Source organism: Candidatus Effluviviaceae Genus V sp., assembly GCA_014728125.1.
Taxonomy (GTDB): Bacteria; Joyebacterota; Joyebacteria; order Joyebacterales; family Joyebacteraceae; genus WJMD01.
The window spans coordinates 1-21,838 of record WJMD01000074.1; the positions used below are offsets into that span (position 1 = coordinate 1).

Sequence of the window (21,838 nt, forward strand, 5' to 3'; positions counted from 1 at the left end):
CGCGCGGTCGGCGATGCCGGTCGTGTAGTACCCGTTCGCCTCGTAGCCGTCCATCATGAACTCCATACCGAAGCCCAGATTGACGGTCTGGTAACCGAGCGTCTGATGGGTGTAGGCGACACCGGCCGGACGGGTCGACGCATCGGTCTTGATGTAGTCGGCCACGATCTCGGTCCCGGTGATGCCGGAGAACGGCTGAAGGACGTCGAAGTAGTTCAGCGTCGGGCAGCCGCCCCGGACGATGCACTCGCCGTCGTCGTAGTCCATGAACGTGAAGTCGCCGGCGTGGTCCTGGAGTCCAGGCACACTGTCGACCGTCACGACGCCGATCGAGTTGTCGACGTAATCGGACGCAAGCCACGTCTCGTAGAACGAGAGCGTCTCGACAGCGGTTCCCATCAGCTCCTTGCCGACGTCGTTACCGGTGATGAGCAGGTTGCGCTCCGCTCCACCGCCGGACTCGTTCAGCCAGGAGATCAGATTGACCTGGTCCGGCTTCTTGATCGTGTACGAGTCAAACTCGTTCGTGAACCAGATCTGGGTGTTGTAGTACTTCATGCCCGCCGTGTCGGGACCGTCGGACTGATCCGTGCTGCCCGAGGGGACCTCCACGTCGTACGTGTCGTACTCGTACCCGAGGATCTCCAGCATCTCTCGATAGTAGTACTCCGAGGTGTGGTAGATGTCCTCGTAGCGGCTCTCACCCGGCGTGGCGCGCCCGTGCTTGTCGACGAGCAGCATGCCCGGGTTCGCGACCGAGCCCTCGACCGGAAGGATCGTCATCTCGAACACGCGGTCCGGAGCGTCGCTGGGATAGCGAGCCGTATTGCCGATGCCGTCGGTGGCCTCGTAGTAGTAGAAGATCTCGCTGCCCTGTGTCATCTGGTTCGCGGGCGGCGGGGTGAACCACCAGTTGCTCGCCGGGTCCTCGCGACGGCAGGAGTAGGACTCCCACGTCGTGCCGCCGTCGTTCGTGGCGACGACGTACGCCGTGGCGATGTCGTCGTCGTCCTTGATGTTGATGCGGCCGGTGTCGAGGAGCGCGTCCGACAGATCCTCAACGAACCAGTCGTTGAAGCTGTTCCAGGTGTCGCGCTCGAACACGGTGCCTGCATCACCGGACGGGATACCAACACGCTGCCTGGCAAGGAACAGACCGGCGCGGTGCTGATCCAGCGGCGCTTCGTCGTTCTGCTGCGCCCACAGGACAGCCAGCCAATCGTTGCCTGCAAAGGCATCCCAGTCGTCGACCCAGGTGCCCCAGAACGGGCCGCCGTACCACCAGCCGGGATCCTCATCCACGAAGCCGGAGGGATCGGTCACGCATGCCTGCAGGTCGTTCGAGGCAAGGTAGAGGTTGAAGATGTCGTTCGCCGGCCGCGGGAAGTCGATCCACTGATCCCACTCACCGACGAGCTTCGCCGCGCCGCTGACGTCGATCGGCGGGCTCATGAGCCACGAGTACTGACCGTCCACCATCGTGCCTGTGAACGGATCGACCGCGGCGTACATCCAGCCCGTGCGGCTCTCACACGTGAAGCCGCGGCCCGTGACGAAGTCCGTGCCGTAGAGGCCGCGCCAGAACGTCACGCCGGTCTGACCGGTCGTCGGCAGGTCGTCGTGCACCCAGCCCATGTTGCCCGACTCGGCGTCGTCAAGGAAGATGACGCCGGTGTCATCGGTGATCGTGATGTTGTCGAGCTGCCAGGCGCCGTCCTTCACCGACTCCTGCGGCGGGTTGTTGAACTGATCCTGCGACGAGTACGCAACGTCCGACTCGAAGCGGAAGCGAAGGTCGATGGTCGAACCCGCGTAGGACGTGAGATCGAGCGTCACGTGACCGTACGTCGGGTCGTCCCAGTCCTTCGACGAACCCGGCTTCCCGCTGAAGCCCGGGTTCGAGACCCAGTACAGGTTCGTCCAGGTCGCGCCGCCGTCATCGGAGACATCGACGTACCCGTAGTCGTAGTCGTGCTCCATGGCGATACGCTGGTCCCACTCGAGCGTCACGCCACCGGTGGCCGTGGCCATCTCGGTGAACTCGCGCTCGAGGATCTGGATCCAGTCGTTGCCGTACCCGCGCGGCTGACGCCAGCACGGGTTCTCCGTACCGCACCACCACGTGCTGTCGCCCAGATGGGTGAAGCCGTTGATGCGGATCGTGTCGTGGTGCCAGTAGTTCTCCTGCCCGAGCGTGCCGCTGCGGTCGAACGCCGTCCAGCCGGCATTGTCGCCGGTGAGGTCCGAGAAGTCCGCGTCGAAGATCCACAGCGTGTCGAGCCTGGCACCCCGAGTCTCAACAGCTGACGCCGAGCTCAAACGGCTCGGATTGGGCACGCGGCTGACGAGGTCCGTGTCGAGGTCCTTCGCGAAGGCCCCACTCACGGCCGCGAGCAGCATCATGCCGGCTGCCAGCAGAACCAGAGGTGTGTTCTTCATTCGGTCTGTCCCCCCTCAAGGTGAAGGTGATCCAGCTCATCGTTCGCGGTGCTTCGTTCTTGGTTCTTGGTTCTTGGTTTCTGCTTCTCACTCCACCCGACGCCGGGCGTCTTGGCGACCACCCGACCGCCGGCCGGGGTGATCATGACGAGTGAGTAGTTCTATCGAAGTCGCACAATCCCAGGAACTGATGATTCACTCGTGTTGGACGACGGAATCTCGGATGGGTATACTCTCCCGTTCGCAAGTCCGCCAGGGCTCGCGCGGGGCAGGGGGTCGTCGACGCGGGGCGTCTTCGCTATTTCCCGACTCAATGGGTAGTATACCACCGGGAAGAGAGTCTGTCAACAATCAAGCGCTCTCGCAGTTCCGGCCGGAATGTGACCATCCGTGGGATGAACGGTCAATCAGGAACTGCCGGCGCGCGCTACCGACGCGACGGCTCGAGGTTGAGTGAGGAGATGAGCTGCTCGACCTCGGCTCGGCGCGCCCCGCCGAGCTCGAGATAGCGTCTGTAGTGGTAGAGGGCCTTGTTGGGATTCCCGAGGTGGTACTGGTAGGTGAGCCCCAGGTTGAGGTGCGGGGGGGCGAAGTCCTCGTTCAGGCGGATCTCAGCCTCGTAAGCGACGACGGCCCGGTCATGCTCCATCTGTTCGTTGAGGAGCACGCCGAGAAGGAAGTGGGCGTGCGGCGTCGCGGGATCGACCCTCAGAGCCCGCTCGACCAGCTGCGTCGCTTCCTCAACGAGGCCCATGCCGTGCTTGATCGACGCCATCCGCCGGAGCGGCTCCCCGGAGTTCGGAGCTGCCTCAGCCGCCTCCTCGAGTCGGGCGAGCGCATCCTGGATGCGCCCGACCTGAACGAGCGCCTCGGCTTCCTGCATGAGCTCGACGGCCTGTGGGGAGAGCTCGCCTCCCCTTCCCTGGAGCACACCCAGATAGAACCGGATCTCCGGTCCCTCGCGGCCCGTGGCGTCGGCGGCGAGTGCCCGCTCGAAGGTCTCCCTGGCCTCATCTCTTCTGCCGGTGCGGTAGAGGGCGATGCCCCGCTCCTTGAGGGCGCGGGCGCTTCCCGGATCGTGTGTCAGCACGGTGTCGATCTGCGCGAGCGCCTCGTCGTACATGCCCCGGCGCTCCAGGATGATCGCCAGGTTGATTCGGGCGTCGGCGTACTCGGGGTCCAGGCGGATCGCTCTCCGGAAGACGTCCGCGGCCTGCTCGTTCTCACCCTGCTCAGCGAGCAGCGCACCGAGGTTAAGATAGCTCTTCGCGTACGCCGGATCGATGGAGATCGCCTGCTCGTACTCTCTGATGGCTCTCTCGGTCTCCCCCTGCTCGCCGTAGATGATGCCCAGCCTGTAATGCGACTGGGCGAATCCCCTGTTTCGGTCGATTCCGTAGAGGTTCGCGTTGACGACAACGGCGAGCGCGAGCACTGCGAGCACCGGAACGACCATACTCCTCCACCGGAGCTCGCGCGCCCTCTCGACGAAATACACGACGGCGTAGGCAGCACCGATGATGAGGGCCGGCACGGCAGGCAACCGATACCGCGAGACGACGAAGAAGGCGACGATCGTCAGGATGTACACCGCGAAGAAGTAGAGCAGGATACGCGCCCGGCGCCGCTTCCAGGCCAGCACGAGCCCGACGAGCCCCAGCGGCGCGACGACCGCGAATCCGGGCAGAGGCGTCGACAGAAGCTGAGAGTACCGTCGCTGGAAGTAGTAGTTCTCGAGCTGCGGGAGCTCGTAGGAGCTCATCACGAACGCCAGCTTCCTGGTGAGGAGCGATGCCCACGCTCCAGGATTCTCAGCGATGTACCGACGCGCCCGGGCATACCAGTATGACGACACCTCCGACGGCGACAGGTCGCGCCCCGCATCGGCCTCCGCGATGAGCTCTCCGTCGGGGTCGGAGACGATGTCCAGTCCCGCCGGCTTCTCGTACCCGCCCGTTGCGATCTCGCTGTTGCCGATGTAGAAGTTCAACCCGCCGTTCGATGTGATGAGTACCGGGTCGCCCGACGCGACGACGTTCCGGATCGTGACCGGCGCAACGACGATGGCCACGCCGGCGATCAGCAGGAGAGCAAGGTGGAGCGGACGCCGCAGTGGTCTTACCACCCGACCTTCCGTCTCCTCTTGCCGGGGAGGCGAGAAGAGCAGCCACAGCGCCGCGACGGGCGTGAAGACCAGCGCCGAGGCCCGCCCTATCGCAGCCAGACCGATCGCCGCGCCCGAGAAGAGAATGAGGAGCGGGTGCCGGCGGACGGCCCCCTCGACCAGGAGATACAGGGCGAGCAGGCTGAGAAAGACGAGGAGCGGCGTCATCAGAACGGAGCCGTCGTAGAAGATGAACGCGCCGTACGATGCCGCAATGAAGCCTGAGAGCAGGGCGACCCGCCGATCGAAGATCCGGTCGGCGAGCCGGTAGGTCAGCACGGCCGAGCCGGCGCCGACTACCGACTGCACCAGCCGGACGATGAGCAGATCACGACCGAAGAGCCGGTAGAGGCCTGCGAGGAACCAGGAGTAGAGCGGGGACATGAAGTAGGCCCCCTCCACGCCCTCGCCGTTCAACATGGACCACGCAGTGCGGTCGTAGAACTTCGCGTCGAGTCCGAGCGTCTGAAAGAAGGGCGTGTCGACAACCTGAAGAACGTAGACCACGCGGAGGACGAGCGCGACCGCTGCTACTACGACCGGCCAGAACCACGGTCTGTCGGTCCAGATGTGCCTGGCCCTCTCGTCGGACGGTCTCTGTCCCGCCGCCTTCTTCGACTTCTTCGTTCTCCTGGTCGGCATGTTCCTCCGGAGGAGTTCCCCGCCTCATCCTCGGTCAACGCCCGTCCCGTGCGGACACAGGAACGAAGATAGGCATCATGGGGGCGTCACTCGATGTACCCAAGGGAGCGGAGCCGCTCTCTGATCTCGTCATCCACGGGCGACTCGATAGGCTCCTCGCCCGTTGCTCTGTCTCCCGTTTCGTAGGAGTCGATCAAGGACACGGGATGTCGCGCGAGGAAATCCTGGTCGAAAGCCTCAACGAGCACGCGTCCGTCCATGTCGCGCGCTGCCGGGAGACCGACGGCGGTGAGGAGCGTCGGCGTGATGTCGAGCACGCTTGCGCCGGAGATCGTCTCGCCGCGGCGGATGCCGGGTCCCGCCATGACCAGGAGGCCGTCCTCCCTGTGCATGTCGATGCCTATGGCGACGTCGCCCTCGAACCCGTCATACCCGCGATGACCCGCGAAACCGTGGTCCGAACAGAGGATGAAGAGCGCGTCCTCCCCCGCCGACTCGACGACGGCTCCGACCATCGAATCGGCCAGGACGTGGTACCGCTCGATGACGCTCGAGAACGTCCGTTCCATCTTCGGAGGTACGTCGCCCCGCCAGCTCGACGGGTCCATGTACTTCCACATGGCGTGGCAGTTGACATCGAGGCCCCTCAGATAGAGCGCGCGGACGGAGGTCGGCTGGAGCTCCGCGAGACTGTCGGCGATCGCCAGAACCGTCAGATCGTTGGCCAGGGTCGCTGCGAGGTTCCTGTAGTCGAGCGCGACATCGGGGTCGTCAAGGTGCTCAGTCGTCTCAAGAAGCCCGTGCAGGAGTTCCTGCGGCACGTCGTCGGCCGTTACTCTGCAGTCGACCACCGTCTCGGTATACTCGGGCGGGTAGACCGCCATCGCCAGGCGTTCGTCGGCCTCGGCCGGGTTCTTCGCCTGGCTCCTCCAGCTCAGGAGGCGGTTGATGTTCGGCGAGACCATGTAGCCGTTGACCGGCTCGGCGGGCCACGTGACGAGCCACGCTACGACGCCGACCGACAGGTCTGCGGCCGAGAGGACCTCCCAGAACGCGCGGACCCGACGCATGTTCCCGCTCGTCGGCGTCGCGTCCTTCGTCCTGCCCTGCCCGACGAGGAATCCCGAGATCCCGTGTTTCTCCTGGGACTTCCCCGTGGCCATGCTGGTCCAGACGCTCGGCGAGAGAAACGGAGGGATCGAGCGGAGAACACCCGACGAACCCCGGTCTCTGAGCCGGGCGATGTTCGGCAGACGTCCCTCTGAGATCATCGCGTCCACGCGGTCCCAATCGAGACCGTCGACACCGATCAGAACGACGCGCGGAGGAGACCACTTCGCGACCTCGTCGTGTGCCTCATCGCCGCCGCAGCCGGCAAGCATCAGAATGCCCGCCAGCATCAGAGCCGCCAGACGAAGCGACACATCCCTCGCACAACCTCCACACTCTCGCATCGTCAGAAACCCCCGTCTACCTGAGCGCGCGCGACAGCGCCTCACCGTCGAAGTCGATCCCGGTCTCGATGCCGGCGGCCGCCAGCACGGTCGGCGCGAAGTCGGTGATCGAGCCCTCCCGGATCCGGACGTCCGGCGCAAGGAGCGGGCCCGAGGCCATCCAGCAACCCTCTTCGCTGTGCATGTGCTGTCCGACCTTTGGTCTGTCGTGAGCATCGAACTCGATACCGGCGTATCCGTGATCGGAGACGATCGCTATGGTCGCCTCCTCGCCGCACTCATCGATCAGCTCGGCAAGAAGCGTGTCGACGAACTCGTAGTACTCGTCTATCGTGCCGCCGAGCGCCTCGATCTGCCCGGCGAAGAACTCCTCATCATCCGGCCGCACATCGATCCGTTCGAAGGGCTCCGGGTCCATGTAGTGCCAGAACCTCTGGGACACGGTATTCAGCCCCTCGAGATACACGCAGACCACGTCGGCATCGACCGCGCGCAGTCCGTTGAGCGCCACGTCGAGCGTACTCCTGTCACCGGCGTACGCCTTGGCGAGGCTCTTGTAGTTCTGCCCGACCAGCGCCTCAGGACCGAGTCTCGAATCCGCGTCGATGAATCCCAGCAGGTCCTTCCGTTCGACGGCATCCGGTCCGAACACAAGATCGTCCACGAACTCGAGCCGCTCGGGGGGGTGGACACCCGCGGCGTAGTCCCCGCCGTGAGCTCGCTCGAGCACATACTGTTCGTAGGGGCCCACCATGAGGCCGTCGATCTCCTCCGCAGGCCAGGTCCCCGGCCAGCCGGCCACGCAGACACGAAGCCCTTTCGAGTCTGCGATCGTCCAGAGCGTCTCCGCGGTGCGGTTTGTCGGCACGGGCTGGGGCTCGACCTGCTGCTCGCGGCGGGTAATGCTTGGAACGCCGAAGCCGTGGTTCTCGGGGGTCATACCTGTTGCGACGCTCGTCCATGAGACACGCGGGTCCGTGTCCTTGCCGAGATTCGCGAAGGTCTGCACGGCGCCCTGATCCATGATGTTCCCGATGTGCGGGAGCCTTCCGTCGGCGACGAGACGCTCCACGATGTCGATCTCGAATCCCTCGACACCGAGGATCACGAGCCGCACGTCGCCCGGTCCCGCGGCGTCGCGTTCGCGCTCCTCAGCCGGGCCGGTCCCTCCGGGTCTGAACCACACCACGGCGGCGGCGACGGCCAGGACGATGATAAGGACGATGGTGATGCGTTCAAATCTCATCGGCATTCCTCTTCAGATCCTGTGAGACAGATCAGCTCACTCTATGTAACCGAGCGACCTCAGCCGCTCGCGCACCTGCTCTCTGGTCGCATCGTCGACAACGACCGGTCCCTCTCGAGAAGAACGTCCTCCTTCATGCGACTCGACGAAGCCGATCTCAGGCACGTTCTCGAACGCCTCGACAAGCACGCGACCAGACATGTCCCGGCCGACAGGCCTTCCCGCGAGCTGCAGAACGGTGGGAGCGATATCGTAGACGGTCGCTCCCTCGATCGTCGAGCCTGGGGCAATGCCCGGTCCGTTCAGAATCACGACTCCCTCGAGGCCATGCTGCTGAAGGAGCATGCGTTTCGGTCCGTCGCCGAAGTCGCCGGGCCCCCTGAATCCGTGATCGGAGCAGATGAGCACTGTCGTGTCGTCCGGGTAACGTTCGAGAATGCGCGCGATCTTCTCGTCGGTGTAACGGTAGTACTCCTCGACGAGTCCGCCGAACGCCTCGGCGTACCGGACGAGGCTCTCCGACCGTTCGCTCTCCTGACTGAATGCGGGCCTGGATTCTGCGTCCATGTACAACCAGAACGCGTGGCAGACCTCGTCGACGCCCCTGAGATAGACGCACGTGAGATCCGGAATCCCCTCCGAACTCAAGAGGGCCAGAGTCACGTCGACCGCCGTCTCGTCACCTGACAGCGCCCTGCTCAGAATGTGCCCGTTGCTGCCCTCGAGGCTCTCAAGCCCGAGTTCGCCGGAGGTGTTCACGAAGCGGCTCATCTCGGCGACGGTGGCCGAATCCGGCGGTCTGGCATGCGCTGCCACGAGCTCCAGGATTCCCGGCGGATAGACCTCGGCACCCGACTGGACGAGCTGTCGAGGGTTCCTGACGGCCTCGGAGACCATGAAGCCGTTGACGGGCCAGGCGGGAGAAGTTACCAGCCAGGCGACCACTCCCACGGTCTGTCCCGCATCCCCGCAGATGTCCCAGAATGCTCCCGCCCTCCACTCGGCGCTGGTGAGGTAGTGTGTGATCCCGTGGTCCTCGGGAGCAATTCCCGTCGCGATTGTGGTCCAGATGACGGGCGACGCCTCGCGTGGGTCGAACGAGCGCAGTCGGCCCGAGGCGCCTGTCTCGACGAGCCGAGAGAATGTCGGAAGCGCGCCGGCCTCGAGAAGCGGTTCGAGCACGCTCCACTCCGCTCCGTCCACGCCGATAACGACCAGCGGACCTTCCCGCGATGCGCCGCTCAGCCTCGCGTCTCCGCCGCAGCCCGCCAGCACCACGAGCCCTGCGAGCGCTGTGAACGCGAGCACTGTTCTGACGGCGGGCAGGCGCATGGTCCTCCCTACTCTATGTAACCGAGCGACCTCAGCCGCTCGCGCACCTCGTCGTCGACGGGCGACTCGATCGGTTCGGAAGCATCCCCGAACGTCCTCACGTCCTCGTATGACTCGACGTACGCGACCGGATTCGACTCCACGAAGGACGCTGCGAAGGCCTCGGTGAGGACGCGGCCCTGCATGTCACGTGCCACCGGCAGCCCGCCGAGAGCCAGCACTGTGGGCGCGATGTCGTAGACGGTCGCGTTGCTGATCCGAGTGCCCGGCTCGATGCCCGGCCCGTTCAGAATGACGACACCGTCGAGGGCGTGCTGATCCTCGCCCATCCACGGCCTGTGCTCGCCGAAGTCCCCGGGTCCCCGGAAGCCGTGATCGGAGCACACGACGACGGTCGTGTCGTCCGGGAAGCGCGACAGGATCCTGCCGACCTGCTCGTCGGCGTATCGGTAGTACTCGGCGATCAGTCCGCTCAGCGCCTCGGCCTGCCTGTCGAGCCACAGCGAGCGATCGTCCTCCGGATCTCTCTCTGGCCTGGTGCCGGGGTCCATGTAGATCCAGAAGCCGTGACAGACCTCATCGACCCCGCGCAGATAGACGCACATCAGGTCCGGCAGCGAGTCGTCCTGGAGAAGCTCAAGCGTCACGCCGACCGCCGTCTCGTCGCCCGAGAGGGCCCGCCTGAGGATCTGGCTGTTGTTCCCCTCCAGCGCCTCCATCCCGAGTTCGCTGTCGAGGTTCACGAAGCGGGCCATCTCCTCGTCTGTGATGGCGGGGGGTGTCCTCACGAGCGGCGCGATCCTCCCGCTGTGCTCGTGCGGATAGACGACCGAGCGCTCGGGGTCGTCGGTGCCGAACCGCTCGAGGTACTGTACGTGCTGGGAGACCATGAAGCCGTTGACCTCCCAAGCCGGCCACGTCACGAGCCACCCGACCACGCCGACCGAGAAACCGGCGTCCCCGTAGACGTCCCAGAAGGCCGGCGCCTCCCACATGTTGCTCGAGAGCGGCGTCGCGCTGATGTCCCGGCTGCCCTTGCTCCCGCTGAGGAACCCGGCGACGCCGTGCTCCTCCGGCGGCTTCCCCGTCGCGATCGTGGCCCAGATCACGGGCGAACGGCGGCGCGGTTCGAGCGACCGGAGCTCGCCCGACGCGCCGTTCTCGATGAGACGGCTGAGATTCGGGAGCTCTCCCGCCTCGAGCAGCGGCTCGAGCACGCTCCACTCGGCGCCGTCGATGCCGAGCAGCAGGATAGGCGAATCGAGCGAGGCGGTCTCTGTCCGCTCGGCGTCGCCCTCGCCCCCGCCGCACCCGGCGACGACAAGAACCGCCGCGAGCAGGACGATGAGTCTGTGTCCGGCGCAACATCTCATGTGGGTCGCCCCTCTTCCTCCGCAGGCCCCTTTTTCATCACTCGATGTACCCGAGCGACCTCAGCCGCTCACGTATCTCCTCGTCGACGGACGACTCGATCGGTTCCTCCCCCGCCGCCCGATCACCCGTCTCGTAGGTATCAACGGTGGTGACGGGATGGCTCTCAAGATACGCCGGTTCGAGCGCTTCCTCGAGCACCCTTCCGTCCATGTCCTCCGCCACCGGCAGGCCGTAGAGGGCGAGCACCGTCGGCGTCACGTCGAGCACCGACGGGTCGGCCAACTGTCCGCCGGAGACCACGTCCTTGCCCCACAGACAGATGAACCCGGTCCGATCGTGCATCGCGATACCCCACGCGTAATCATCTCCCCTGGGCTTCGGGCCGGAGTGTCCGTGGTCGGACGTGACGATGACCGTCGTCTCGTCGTCCGCGAGACGGAGCATCTCGGCGAGAACGCCGTCCATGTACTCGTAGTACAGGGGAACGACGTCGCCGAAGGCCTCGACCTCCTCGGGGGGCACGTCGGGACCGGAATCGGGGAGCATATCGACCCAGAAGAAGTGGCTGGGGCCATCGACGCCCCGAAAGTAGACGGCGGTGAAGTCGGTCGGGAGGTCCGTGCCCAGATGGAGCGCGGCCTGCCGGGTCGTCTCGTCGGATGCGAGCGAGACCTTGAGCGCGTCGAACCGGCCACGCGCTGCTTCGGTCTCGGGAACGTCTCCGCGCACGAACGCGGCGGCGCTGCCGTCGGGGATATCCTGCTGCCTGAGCAGGAAGGGGCGGAGCGAGTCAGCGAGCCCGGCCGGGTAGGTTGCGTCTTCGGGGAGATGCCCCTCGCTGTCCGAACCGTAGTTGAAATGACTCGTCACCATGTAACCGTTGACCGGGGTCGCCGGCCACGTTGCCAGCCATCCGACGATCCCGACGGTCATCCCGCGGTCCCCGAGGATGTCCCAGACGGCGTCCACCCGACGCACATTCGATGTCATCGGCACGTTCCGTCCGGCCCGGCCGCGCTTCGCGAAGCCCGTGATCCCATGCTTCTCGGGCGTCTTACCGGTCGCGATGCTGGTCCAGATAACGGGCGACTCGAGGACCTCGAGGGAGATGAGTTCGCCCCACGTACCCTCGCGGATGAGCCGCGCGAACGTCGGCAGCCGACCCTGCTCCAGGAGGGGCGCCATGACGTCCCACTCGAGTCCGTCGATCCCGACGATCATCACCCGGCGCGAGACCCCGCCGGTCTCCTCTCGGCCGCATGATGTCACGAGCAGTCCCGACAGAAGAACGACGAGAAGAACAAGACGAAGAGTTCTCGATGTCGTCGTCACTGCATGCCTCCTACCCCGGCCGCGGGGAGACGCCCGCCGCGGTCGGTCTCGTCGCGCACGGTCCGCGCGCTACTCGATGTAGCCGAGCGACCTGAGCCGCTCCTTGATCTCCTCATCGACCGCCGACTCCAGTCCTTCCGACAGGTCGCCCGTGAACCGCGAGTCGACCTCGTATGTGTCGATGTAGGTGACGGGGGCGACCTCGAGCCGCTCCTCATCGATCACGCTCTCGAGGACGAACCCGTCCATGTCGCGCCCGACGGGCATCCCGTAGAGCGCAAGCAGCGTCGGCGTCACGTCGAACACGCTCGCCTCACCGATGTCCGCGTCCTCGTGTATGCCGGGGCCCATGGCGGCGAACACGCCGAGCGGACCATGCATCCAGATGCCGAAACGCAGCCCGTGGTCGGAGTGATGCGGGCCGCGGAACCCGTGGTCGGAGCAGATGATGAGCGTCGTGTTCTCGTCGATGCGGTCAAGCACCTCGCCGACGAATTCGTCGACGTGTTCATAGTAGCGTGGGATGACGTCGCCGAACGTCGCGATCGATTCCTGTGTCAGCTGCCCGGAGAGCGAAGAGGGATCCATCTGCCCCCAGTACCTGTGGCAGCAGAGATCGAGACCGTTCAGGTAGACGGCGAAGAAGTCGAGGTCGTCCTCGGTCTCCAGCAGGTGAAGGGCGATGTTCCTGACCGACTGGTCGTTGGCGTACGTTGTACGGAACGACTCGACGCCTCCGGCGATATCGGGCGGCGGAGACTCGCGCCACAGGTCGCCGTTCAGGAAGGGCGCGATCTCGTCGTCCGTGGTCTCGCTCGATGGCTTCCTGAGATGGCCGATGCGGTCGATAAGCTCCGGCGGATAGGTTACGTCCTCAAGTTCGCCGAACCCGTCCTCGGGAGTGAACGGTACGCGGTCGGAGATCCAGTACCCGTTCGTCTCGCGGGCTGGCCAGGTGACCATCCAGTTCAGCACGGCGACACGCCGTCCACTGCCCCCGAGAATGTCCCAGATCGGCCGCGCTCTCCAGCCGAACGAGTTGAAGAGAGGCGCTTCCTCACCGTCCTCGACGAAGTCGCTGATGCCGTGCTTACGCGGCCCCTTCCCGGTAGCGATCGTCGCCCAGATCATCGGGGACTTGATGAGCGGCTCGATGGTTCTCAGGTCGGCGCGCGCCCCGCTTCGAACAACGCGTTCGAGGTTCGGAAGCCGTCCCTCCTCCATGAGCGGGTCGGCCAGATCCCAGTCCATGCCGTCGATCCCGAGCAGGACGACCTTCATCTCCGTCCCGCCGCCTCCGCAGCCGCCTCCCGACACGATCAGGATTGCCGCCAGGCACGCGAGCGCGGCGAACAGAACCGTCCTTCGTCTGTCGTCGAGCGGACGCACCGTCAGTTCCCCTCCTCCTTCTCACCCTCCAACACAACCTGCGCGAAATCGGCCATCCTCAGGAAGAGCTTCCGCACTTCCGAGAGAAGACCGAGTCGGGCGCGACGGAGCTTTTCGTCATCGACCATCACCATCACGTCGTCGAAGAACGCGTCGATCGGTTTGCGCAGTCTCAGAAGCTCCCGCACCGCCGCGTCGTGGTCACCCTCGGCCAACGCCCTGTCGACGGCGTTTGAGGCCGCGACGCGGGCCTCCTCGAGAGCGACCGACGCGGGTTCCGTGAGAGCGGCGGGATCGTGCTGCGCATCCTCGCGACCCTTCAGGATGTTGGTCACGCGCCTGGCCCCGATGACGAGCGGCGCGAAGTCCTCCGCCTCCCGGAAGTGTGAGAGCGCCTCTAGCCTTGGACGGACGCCGACGAAATCGTCGAACGACGCGCCGAGCACCGCGTCGACCAGGTCGTAGTCGTGACCCGACTCCATCAGGACGACGCGCGCGCGCTGGCGCAGGAAGTCGACGACCGCGGAGACGAGCTCGCGGCGCTCGTCTCCCTCGACGCCGAAGAGCTCCGCTGCTCTCTCGACGATCTCGACGATCGAGAGCTCGAGTTCCTTCTCCCCTACGATCCTGATGAACCCGATGGCCTGCCGCCTGAGGGCATACGGATCCTGGGACCCGGTCGGCACGAGCCCGGCCGAGAAGCAGCCGACGATCGAGTCGATCCGGTCCGCAAGACCCAAGATGGTGCCGGGGGGGCCCTCGGGCAAGGCGTCTCCGGCAAAACGAGGCATGTAGTGCTCGACGATGGCGTCCGCCACGGCTTCCGGTTCACCGGACTGAAGAGCATATTCCCGACCCATCGACCCCTGAAGCTCCGTGAACTCCTTGCCGTCCTTGACCATCTCGGTCACGAGGTCGGCCTTCGACAGACGCGCGGCACGGAGGACGAGCTCGCGGTCCCGGACGTCGAGCCGTTCGGCGATGAGCCCCGCCAGCGATTCGATGCGTTCGGTCTTCTCGTAGAGACTCCCCAGGCCCTCGAGCCAGACGACGTCCTTCAGACGGTCCACCTTCGAGGCCAGCGGCGTTCTCGTGTCCTCGCGCCAGTAGAAGACGGCGTCGTCGAGCCTCGAGACGAGAACGCGCTCGTTCCCCTGCCGGATGCCCTCGATGGCCCCGGGCAGAGCGTTCGCCACACACAGGAAGCGCGGCAGAAGCGTGCCGTCCTCCCGCTCGACGGCGAAGTAGCGCTGGTGGCCCTTCATCGCCGCGATGATGACGTGGCGCGGAAGCTCGAGGAAGCGCTCGTCGAAGCGTCCGGCGAAGACCGTCGGACGTTCGGTCAGGAAGGTGACCTCGTCGAGAAGCCCCTCGTCGGTCACGACGCGGCCGCCGCACTCATCGGCGGCGAGGCGAGCGGCCTCGGCAGCGATGAACGCGCGTCTCTCCTGATGGTCGACCACGACGTGCGCCCTCGCCAACACGTCCCGGTACTCGTCGGCTCCCGACAGGGCGTGCGGTCCCGGCGCGTGGAACCGCAGTCCCCGCGTCTCGGCTCCGGCGGCGCAGCCCGCGTACTCGAACTCGAGCACCTCTCCTCCGAGCATCGCGACGAGCCAGCGGATCGGCCGGGCGAAGCGGACGTCGGGCCCCCACCGCATCGTCTTGGGAAACGTCATCGCCTCGATGGCGCGCGCGAGAAGGCCGGGGAGGACCTCGGACGAAGCGCCCCCCTGGTCCACGACATCGACGCGAACATAGTCGTCGACCACCTCGAGCGCGTCGACATCAACACCCTGCGAGCGCGCGAAGCCGGTGGCGGCCTTGGTGGGCTTCCCGTCGTCGTCGAACGCTATGCGGGCCGGTGGGCCGGTCACCGTCCTCGAGACGGTCTCCTGCGCATCGGCAATGCTCCGGACGATCGCCGCGAAGCGTCGCGGCGTCGCCATCGTCTCGATGTCGCCGTGCGAGAGTCTCGCGGACTCGAGTTCGGCGGCAAGAGCCTCCTCGAACTGCTTCAGCGCGGGAAGGACGTACGACGCGGGGATCTCCTCGACCCCGATCTCAATCAGGAGGTCCTTCGGCATCAGACGGCCCTCCCTTCCGCGGCGCCCTCCCCTGCATCGCCCTCCGAGCCGCCGTCCCCGGGACGTTCCTCCGGCGGCAGGAGCGGGTAGCCCATCTCCTCCCGCTGCTTCATGTAGAGGATCGCCGACTTCCTGGCGAGCCGGCGCACGCGGGCGATGTAGCCGGTCCGCTCCGTGACGCTGATGGCGCCGCGCGCGTCGAGGATGTTGAACGTGTGGGAACACTTCAGAACGTAGTCGTAGGCCGGCGCGAGGATCCCCTTCTCGAGAAGCCTGTCGGCCTCCTTCTCGAAGCGGTCGAAGAGCTCGCGATGGAACTCGATGTCGGCCTCCTCGAAGTTGAACTTCGAGAACTCGATCTCGTACTGACGCTCAAGCTCGCCGAACGATACCCCTGGCGCCCACTCGAGGTCGAAGAACCGATCGACGCCCTGCAGGAACGTGGCGATGCGGCCGAGACCGTACGTGATCTCTGCCGGGATCACTGCGAGATCTATGCTTCCGGCCTGCTGGAAGTAGGTGAACTGCGTGATCTCCATGCCGTCGATCCAGACCTCCCAACCCAGCCCGGAGGCGCCGAGCGTCGGCGACTCCCAGTCGTCCTCGACGAGCCGCACGTCGTGGCGCTTCAGCTCAATGCCGATCGCCTCGAGGCTGCCGAAGTAGACGTCGAGCACGTCGGCCGGCGCCGGCTTGAGGATGACCTGATACTGCAGGAACTGCTGCATGCGGATCGGGTTCTCCCCGTATCGCCCGTCCTTCGGTCGCCTCGACGGCTCCACGTAGGCCACTCTCCAGGGCTCCGGCCCGAGACTCCGCAGGAACGTCGCCGGGTTGAACGTCCCGGCGCCGACCTCGGAGTTGTACGGCTGCACGATGACGCATCCGTAGTCGGCCCAGTAGTCCTGAAGGCTCAGAATGATGTCCTGGAAGCGGAATCCGCGCCCCTGTGTCATGGTTGTCCCTTCGTCCCCTTCGACTTGTGGTCCATCCGTCGAAGCTGCGCCAGGAACCCGAGCGATCGGAGTTTGAGCCTCCGGTCCGTATGGGATTCCAGGAATGACAGGAGAACCTCGGTCACCTCGTCGCGGAGAGGAGCCGCGAGACCTTCCGACCGGACGGGCTCACCGCGGGAAAGCCGCAGCATGATCTCAGCGACGTTCCCCCGGGCGGCTCCCTCGGCCCGCCGGCCGCCGAGGCAGGTGCCGCAGACGGCGCCTCCCAGAAGCGGCGAGAACCCCGGCGCGTCCCCCGGCTCCCGGCCGCAGACGACGCAGCGCCCCGTCTGGGGCTCGTAGCCCAGTCTGCGCGCCAGCGCCATGGTGAAGCGCCAGATGAGCGCGTCGAGGTCGCCCTCCGGCGCGGAGGCCGCCGCCGAGAGTCCGGCCTCGAGCGCTCCCTCGAGCCCCGGCACCGGCTCCAGCTCGGGAACCAGCCGGTCCACGAGCTCGACGAGCACTGAGCCGTACGCCATGCGCACGGCGTCCCGTCTGAGAGGTGCCTCCTCGTGCTCTATATCGGCCGACGACAGCAGGTGGAGGTCCCGACCCTCCTTCAGGTAGAAAACCACCCCGGAGACCATCATGGGTTCCAGGGCGGCACCGAAGCGGCTTCCACCCTTCCTCGCACCCTTCGCCACCAACCGCACCTTACCGTAATCGCGAGTATAGCATACGACGACCTTGCTCGTCTCGCCGATCGTGTACGTACGGAGGACGACGCCCCGCGATGTCACGGGCGCCACGGCTCCTCCTTCCGCGCTTTGACTTCCGGGCGTCGTGGCGGCGCGTCCGCGGCGCCGGCACGGCGGCCGTCGTCAGACCAGTCTGTCGATGAACAGCGTCGCGAGTCCCAGATACACGAGGATCCCGATGACGTCGTTCAGCGTCGTCACGAAGGGTCCCTGGGCGACGGCCGGGTCGATGCCCATGTTCCTGAGCAGGAACGGCATCACCGTTCCCAGCGTCGCGGCGACGAGGATCACCGAGGCGAGCGCGGAGCCCACGACGAGAGCGAGCCCCCAATCGCCGAGCCAGAGCCCCACAATGAGATAGACGGCGGCCCCGAGGACCAGAGCGTTCGTCAGCGCCACGCGCCACTCGCGGACCAGCCGGGCCCTGGCGTCACCGGGGAGCCCGGGGTCGCCGTGCATGCCACGAACGATGATGGTCGACGTCTGGAGCCCCACGTTGCCGCCCATCGCCGTGATGACGGGGATGAAGAAGGCCAGCGCGAGCACCTTCTCGAGCGACAGACGATAGAGGTTCATGACCGTCGCCGAACCCAGACCGCCGACCGCGCCGACGACGAGCCACGGGAGCCGGATGCGCGAGACCCTGAGCGCCGACTCCTCCTGATACTCGTCGTCGCTCGTGCCGGCCATGATGCTGATGTCCTCTTCGGTCTCCTCGTGGATGACGTCGATGATGTCGTCGACCGTGATTCGGCCCACGAGCTGCCCCAGCCTGTCGATGACCGGAATCGCCACGAGGTCGTACTTCCTGAAGACGTGGGCGACGTCCTCCTGGTCCATCTCGGTGGAGACCGATACGACATCGGGCTCCATGATGTCCGAGACCTTCGTCTCGGGCCTCGCCAGGACGAGCTTCCTGAGCGGCAGCACGCCGCGAAGTCGCTTGTAGCGGTCGGTCACGTAGACGTTGTGGATCTCGTCGATCTCATCGGCGGCCTGTCGGATGAGGTCGACCGCGTCCTGGACACGCGCATCGCGGTTGACGTAGACGAGCTCGGAGGACATGATGCCGCCCGCCGACTCGTCGGCGTATCTGAGCAGCGTCTCGATGTCCGCCCTGCTCTCGTCGTCGATCAGGGAGAGCACGTCGAACTGACGAGTCTCCTCGAGCGCCCCGACGACGTCGGCGGCGTCGTCCGACTCGAGCACGCGCGCGAGAGCGGCCACGACCTCTGCCGGCATGTCCTCGAGGAGGTCCTCGAGACTGTGGTTCTCGAGGTTAACCAGGACGTCGGCCGCCATCTCGGCCGGCAGCATCGGCAGTACGTGCGCGATCTGCTCAGCCTCGAGGCGATCGAGAGCGAGCGCCGCGTCGGCGGGATGGAGCCCGGCGACCTGCCCGGCGATCTCCGGCGGCGCGCTCTCCGGATCGATCTCGAGGATCTCGATCTCGCCGACGTCCCTCATGCTCCGCTCTCCGTGCCCGGTCCGTTCGCGGTCCGGGTCAGCGCTCCGGCCGAGATGATGTACCGGAGCCCCTCGTTGACCGTCATCGGCAGCTCCCGCACATCTTCCCTGGGAACGAGGATGAAGTAGCCGGACGTCGGGTTCGGCGTGGTCGGAAGAAAGACGCTGACGAGTTCCCTGCCCACGGCGTCGTCCAGGCAGCCCGCGGACTCCGCCGTCAGGAACGCCATCGACCATGTCCCCGGATGCGGGAACGGTATCAGGACGACCTTCCTGAAGCTGGTCGACCGCTCCTCGAGTATCGCCGAGAAGAGCTGCTTGATGGTCATGTAGATCCAGCGCACGACAGGTATCCGCTCGAGCAGTGTCTCGACCATGCCGATGAGGCGCCGGCCTATGATGTTGCTGGCGATCGCGCCGATGCCCAGAATGAGCACGACGAGCGCGACGAACCCCACGCCGGGCACCGGCCGTCCGTAGTAGACCTGGACGAACCTGCCGAGGATCGAGTCGAGCGCGACGAAGAGCCGCCACAGGATGAACGCGCTGACGGCGGCCGGCAGGATGACGGCCAGACCCGTCAGGAAGTAGCGGCGGAGCACGCGGCCCACGCTCTCAGACGAGCCCTCCGTCGTCCCGCCGGCGACCGGCGTGGATGCGGTCCCGCTCGTCGCCCCGTCTACGCGGCTGTCTTGCCTCTCTTCCAACGCTTCCTCACCCGTATCTTACCGATCCTCGTTGCGCCGGCCGAGATGATGCGGAACTCGAGACCGGCCAGCACGAGCTCCTCGCCCGGCTCGGGTATCCTGCCGATCTCCTCCAGCAGCAGCCCCGCCAGTGTGTTGTACTCGCCCTCGGGCAGGTCGACCCGAAGCGCGTCCTCGACCGCGTCGATCTCGGCCCGCCCGTCGATCATGAAGAGGTCCGCGTCGAGCTTCCTGATGGGCGCGGCTCCGACGTCGTACTCGTCCTCGATCTCGCCGGTCAGCTCCTCGATGAGGTCCTCGAGCGTCACGATCCCCGCGACGCTTCCGTGCTCGTCGACGACGACCGCCATGTGCTGGCGGCGCGCCTGGAGCTCGCGGAACAGCTCGTCGCACATCTTGGTCTCGGGCACGTGAGGCATGGGGCGGACGAACTCACCGATCGGAGTCGACCGCGCGATGCCGAGGAGGTCCTTGGAGTGGATCATCCCGACGATGTGATCGCGCTCCTCGGTGAAGACCGGGAGCCGCGAGAAACCGTGCCGCTCGACGAGCTTGACCGCGTCTCCGACGTTCGCCTCGGGACTCAGCCCGATGACGTCGACCCTTGGAACCATGACCTCCTCGACCGTCGTCAGAGCGAACTCGAAGATCCCCGAGATGAGCTTCGTCTCCTCCCGGTCGACGGCACCGGCACGCTCGCCCTCGCTCGTGAGGAGGACGCGAAGCTGGTCCTTCGTGATCCTCCGTCGCCAGCGTCTGGTCTCGACGCCGCTCGGGCGGAGCACCAGAGCGCCGAGACCGGTGGCCAGGAAGATCACCGGCGACAGTATCCAGTAGAACACCCGGAGCGGGTGGATGACCCTGAGGGTGATGGCGTCGCTGTTTCTGAGTCCCAGCACCTTCGGGATGATCTCGCCGAAGATCAGCATGAGAACGGTCACGAGGGCGGTCGATATGAGCCCGACGACCCCGGGCGACATTCCGTGGAGCGTCCGCTCGAGCTGCCAGGAAACGAGTGAGGCGGTCATGATGACGGCGATGTTGTTGCCGACGAGCGTCGTCCCGAGCAGCTTCTGGGGGTCGCCGACGAACCGCTCGAGCGTGCGCGCGCCGCGTTTCCCCTTCTCGAGCCAGTGCTCAAGGCGGATCCAGTTCATCGAGACGAGCGCCGTCTCCGAACCGGAGAAGAAGGCCGACATCACGAAGCCCAGAACGATGAGCAGGGTCGTCGTCACGACGGCTCCTCCTCTCCGTTCTCGCCGTCCTCCAGGCGGACGATGAGGACCTTCGTGATACGCTGCTCCTCGACCTCCTCGATCGTGAACTCGAAGCCGTCCCGCTCGGTCTTCTCCCCGACGGAAGGGATGCGGCCGAAGGCATCCATCAGGTATCCGCCGAGCGTCTCGACCTCCTCTTCATCAAGCACGACGTCGTGCTCCTCGCGAAGTTCGTCGAGCCTGATGTTGCCCTCCGCGAGCATCGTCGTCCGGTTGACCACCTGGACGAGGGGCTTCTCGATGTCGTGCTCGTCCCGGATCTCACCGACGATCTCCTCGATGAGATCCTCCATCGTGACGAGACCGGCCGTTCCGCCGTACTCGTCAACGACGACCGCGATGTGAACGCGGTCGCGCTGCAGTTCGCGCAGGAGCTCTCCGGCTCTCTTGCTCTCCGGCGTGTAGGTGACGGAGCGGACGAGGTCGCCGATGATCCGCAGCTGCTCGTCCTCATCGAATCTGAGCAGGTCCTTCGCGTAGAGGATGCCGACGACGTGGTCGATGTCCTCGTGGTAGACGGGAAAGCGCGAGAATCCGAGTTCTCGGACCTTCGCGATGGCCTCGCCGACCGTCAGGGTGTCCTCGAGCGCGTCCATGTCGACGCGCGGCACCATGAGCTCGCGGACCAGTGTGTCACCGAACTCCATGACGCTGTCGATCATGTCGCGCTCGTCCTCTTCGAGCGTTCCGCGTTCCTCCGAAAGCGCGACGATCGTCCGGAGCTCCTCGGCGGTAACGAACGGCCGCTCCTGTGCCGAGGCGCCTCCGCTGAGCTTCTCGAACAGCGAGTGCAGCACACCGATGGCCGGCCCGAAGCCTCTCATCAGGAACGTCAGGAGCGGCGCGGTGCGTCTGGCGAAGACCCTGTTCCGCTGCATCGCGTACATCTTGGGCGCAATCTCACCCGCGACGAGGATGACGAACGTCACCACGCCGACCTCGAGCGCGATGATCGCACCCTCCGCATAGCCCAGAGCCCGCCCGATCCGCAGCGCCATGAGCGCCCCGAGCGAGCCGATCGCGACGTTGACCAGGGTGTTTCCCAGGAGGATGCCGATGAGCAGGCGGTCGGGGTCCTCGAGAAGCCGGCGGATGCGGTTCTTCTCATCCATCTGACTCACTTCGAGTCTGGAGAGAGAGAAGTACGCGGTCTCGGAGCCGGAGAAGGTCCCCGAGAAGTAGAGCAGGGCCACCATGCCCGCCGCCGCTGCCAGCAGGGAGATCATGCCGCGCCC

Annotated in this window: 15 protein-coding genes; all 15 read right to left on the reverse strand. The window is 65.9% G+C overall.

The features are described from left to right. The coding region (locus tag GF405_04135; protein MBD3367354.1) for a hypothetical protein at window positions 1–2,439 on the reverse strand (2,439 nt) is incomplete at its 3' end. 427 nt (window positions 2,440–2,866) lie between these two features. Beyond that, a complete protein-coding gene (locus GF405_04140; protein MBD3367355.1) occupies window positions 2,867–5,245 on the reverse strand; it encodes a tetratricopeptide repeat protein in 2,379 nt (792 codons plus the stop codon). 86 nt (window positions 5,246–5,331) lie between these two features. After that, on the reverse strand, window positions 5,332–6,699 hold the full coding sequence (locus tag GF405_04145; GenBank protein MBD3367356.1) for a hypothetical protein: 1,368 nt from the start codon (window positions 6,697–6,699) through the stop codon (window positions 5,332–5,334). Between the two features lie 16 nt (window positions 6,700–6,715). After that, window positions 6,716–7,951, reverse strand: coding sequence for a sulfatase-like hydrolase/transferase (locus tag GF405_04150; protein ID MBD3367357.1), 1,236 nt, complete (start codon window positions 7,949–7,951; stop codon window positions 6,716–6,718). A 30-nt stretch (window positions 7,952–7,981) separates the two neighbouring features. Beyond that, on the reverse strand, window positions 7,982–9,277 hold the full coding sequence (locus GF405_04155) for a hypothetical protein (GenBank protein MBD3367358.1): 1,296 nt from the start codon (window positions 9,275–9,277) through the stop codon (window positions 7,982–7,984). 8 nt (window positions 9,278–9,285) lie between these two features. After that, window positions 9,286–10,650 carry a hypothetical protein gene (locus GF405_04160; GenBank protein MBD3367359.1) on the reverse strand — a complete coding sequence of 455 codons (1,365 nt, stop codon included), beginning with the start codon at window positions 10,648–10,650 and terminating at the stop codon, window positions 9,286–9,288. Between the two features lie 37 nt (window positions 10,651–10,687). After that, a complete protein-coding gene (locus GF405_04165) occupies window positions 10,688–11,983 on the reverse strand; it encodes a hypothetical protein (protein MBD3367360.1) in 1,296 nt (431 codons plus the stop codon). A 69-nt stretch (window positions 11,984–12,052) separates the two neighbouring features. Continuing rightward, window positions 12,053–13,372, reverse strand: coding sequence for a hypothetical protein (locus GF405_04170; protein ID MBD3367361.1), 1,320 nt, complete (start codon window positions 13,370–13,372; stop codon window positions 12,053–12,055). 2 nt (window positions 13,373–13,374) lie between these two features. After that, a complete protein-coding gene (locus tag GF405_04175; GenBank protein MBD3367362.1) occupies window positions 13,375–15,459 on the reverse strand; it encodes a glycine--tRNA ligase subunit beta in 2,085 nt (694 codons plus the stop codon). Further along, entirely contained in the window at window positions 15,459–16,415 is a 957-nt protein-coding gene (locus tag GF405_04180; protein MBD3367363.1) for a glycine--tRNA ligase subunit alpha, read from the reverse strand. Before GF405_04180 ends, GF405_04175 begins: the two co-directional genes overlap by 1 nt. Then, window positions 16,412–17,203 carry a DNA repair protein RecO gene (gene recO, locus GF405_04185; protein MBD3367364.1) on the reverse strand — a complete coding sequence of 264 codons (792 nt, stop codon included), beginning with the start codon at window positions 17,201–17,203 and terminating at the stop codon, window positions 16,412–16,414. Before recO ends, GF405_04180 begins: the two co-directional genes overlap by 4 nt. Window positions 17,204–17,275: 72 nt before the next feature. Then, on the reverse strand, window positions 17,276–18,856 hold the full coding sequence (gene mgtE, locus GF405_04190; protein ID MBD3367365.1) for a magnesium transporter: 1,581 nt from the start codon (window positions 18,854–18,856) through the stop codon (window positions 17,276–17,278). Further along, a complete protein-coding gene (locus GF405_04195) occupies window positions 18,616–19,326 on the reverse strand; it encodes a DUF502 domain-containing protein (protein ID MBD3367366.1) in 711 nt (236 codons plus the stop codon). The genes mgtE and GF405_04195 overlap by 241 nt, the downstream gene beginning before the upstream one ends. Next, window positions 19,299–20,561: a DUF21 domain-containing protein gene (locus GF405_04200; GenBank protein MBD3367367.1), complete on the reverse strand. Its 1,263-nt coding sequence runs from the start codon at window positions 20,559–20,561 to the stop codon at window positions 19,299–19,301. The genes GF405_04195 and GF405_04200 overlap by 28 nt, the downstream gene beginning before the upstream one ends. Then, complete coding sequence (locus tag GF405_04205; GenBank protein MBD3367368.1) at window positions 20,558–21,829, reverse strand: DUF21 domain-containing protein; 1,272 nt, start codon at window positions 21,827–21,829, stop codon at window positions 20,558–20,560. The genes GF405_04200 and GF405_04205 overlap by 4 nt, the downstream gene beginning before the upstream one ends. Between the last annotated feature and the right edge of the window lie 9 nt (window positions 21,830–21,838).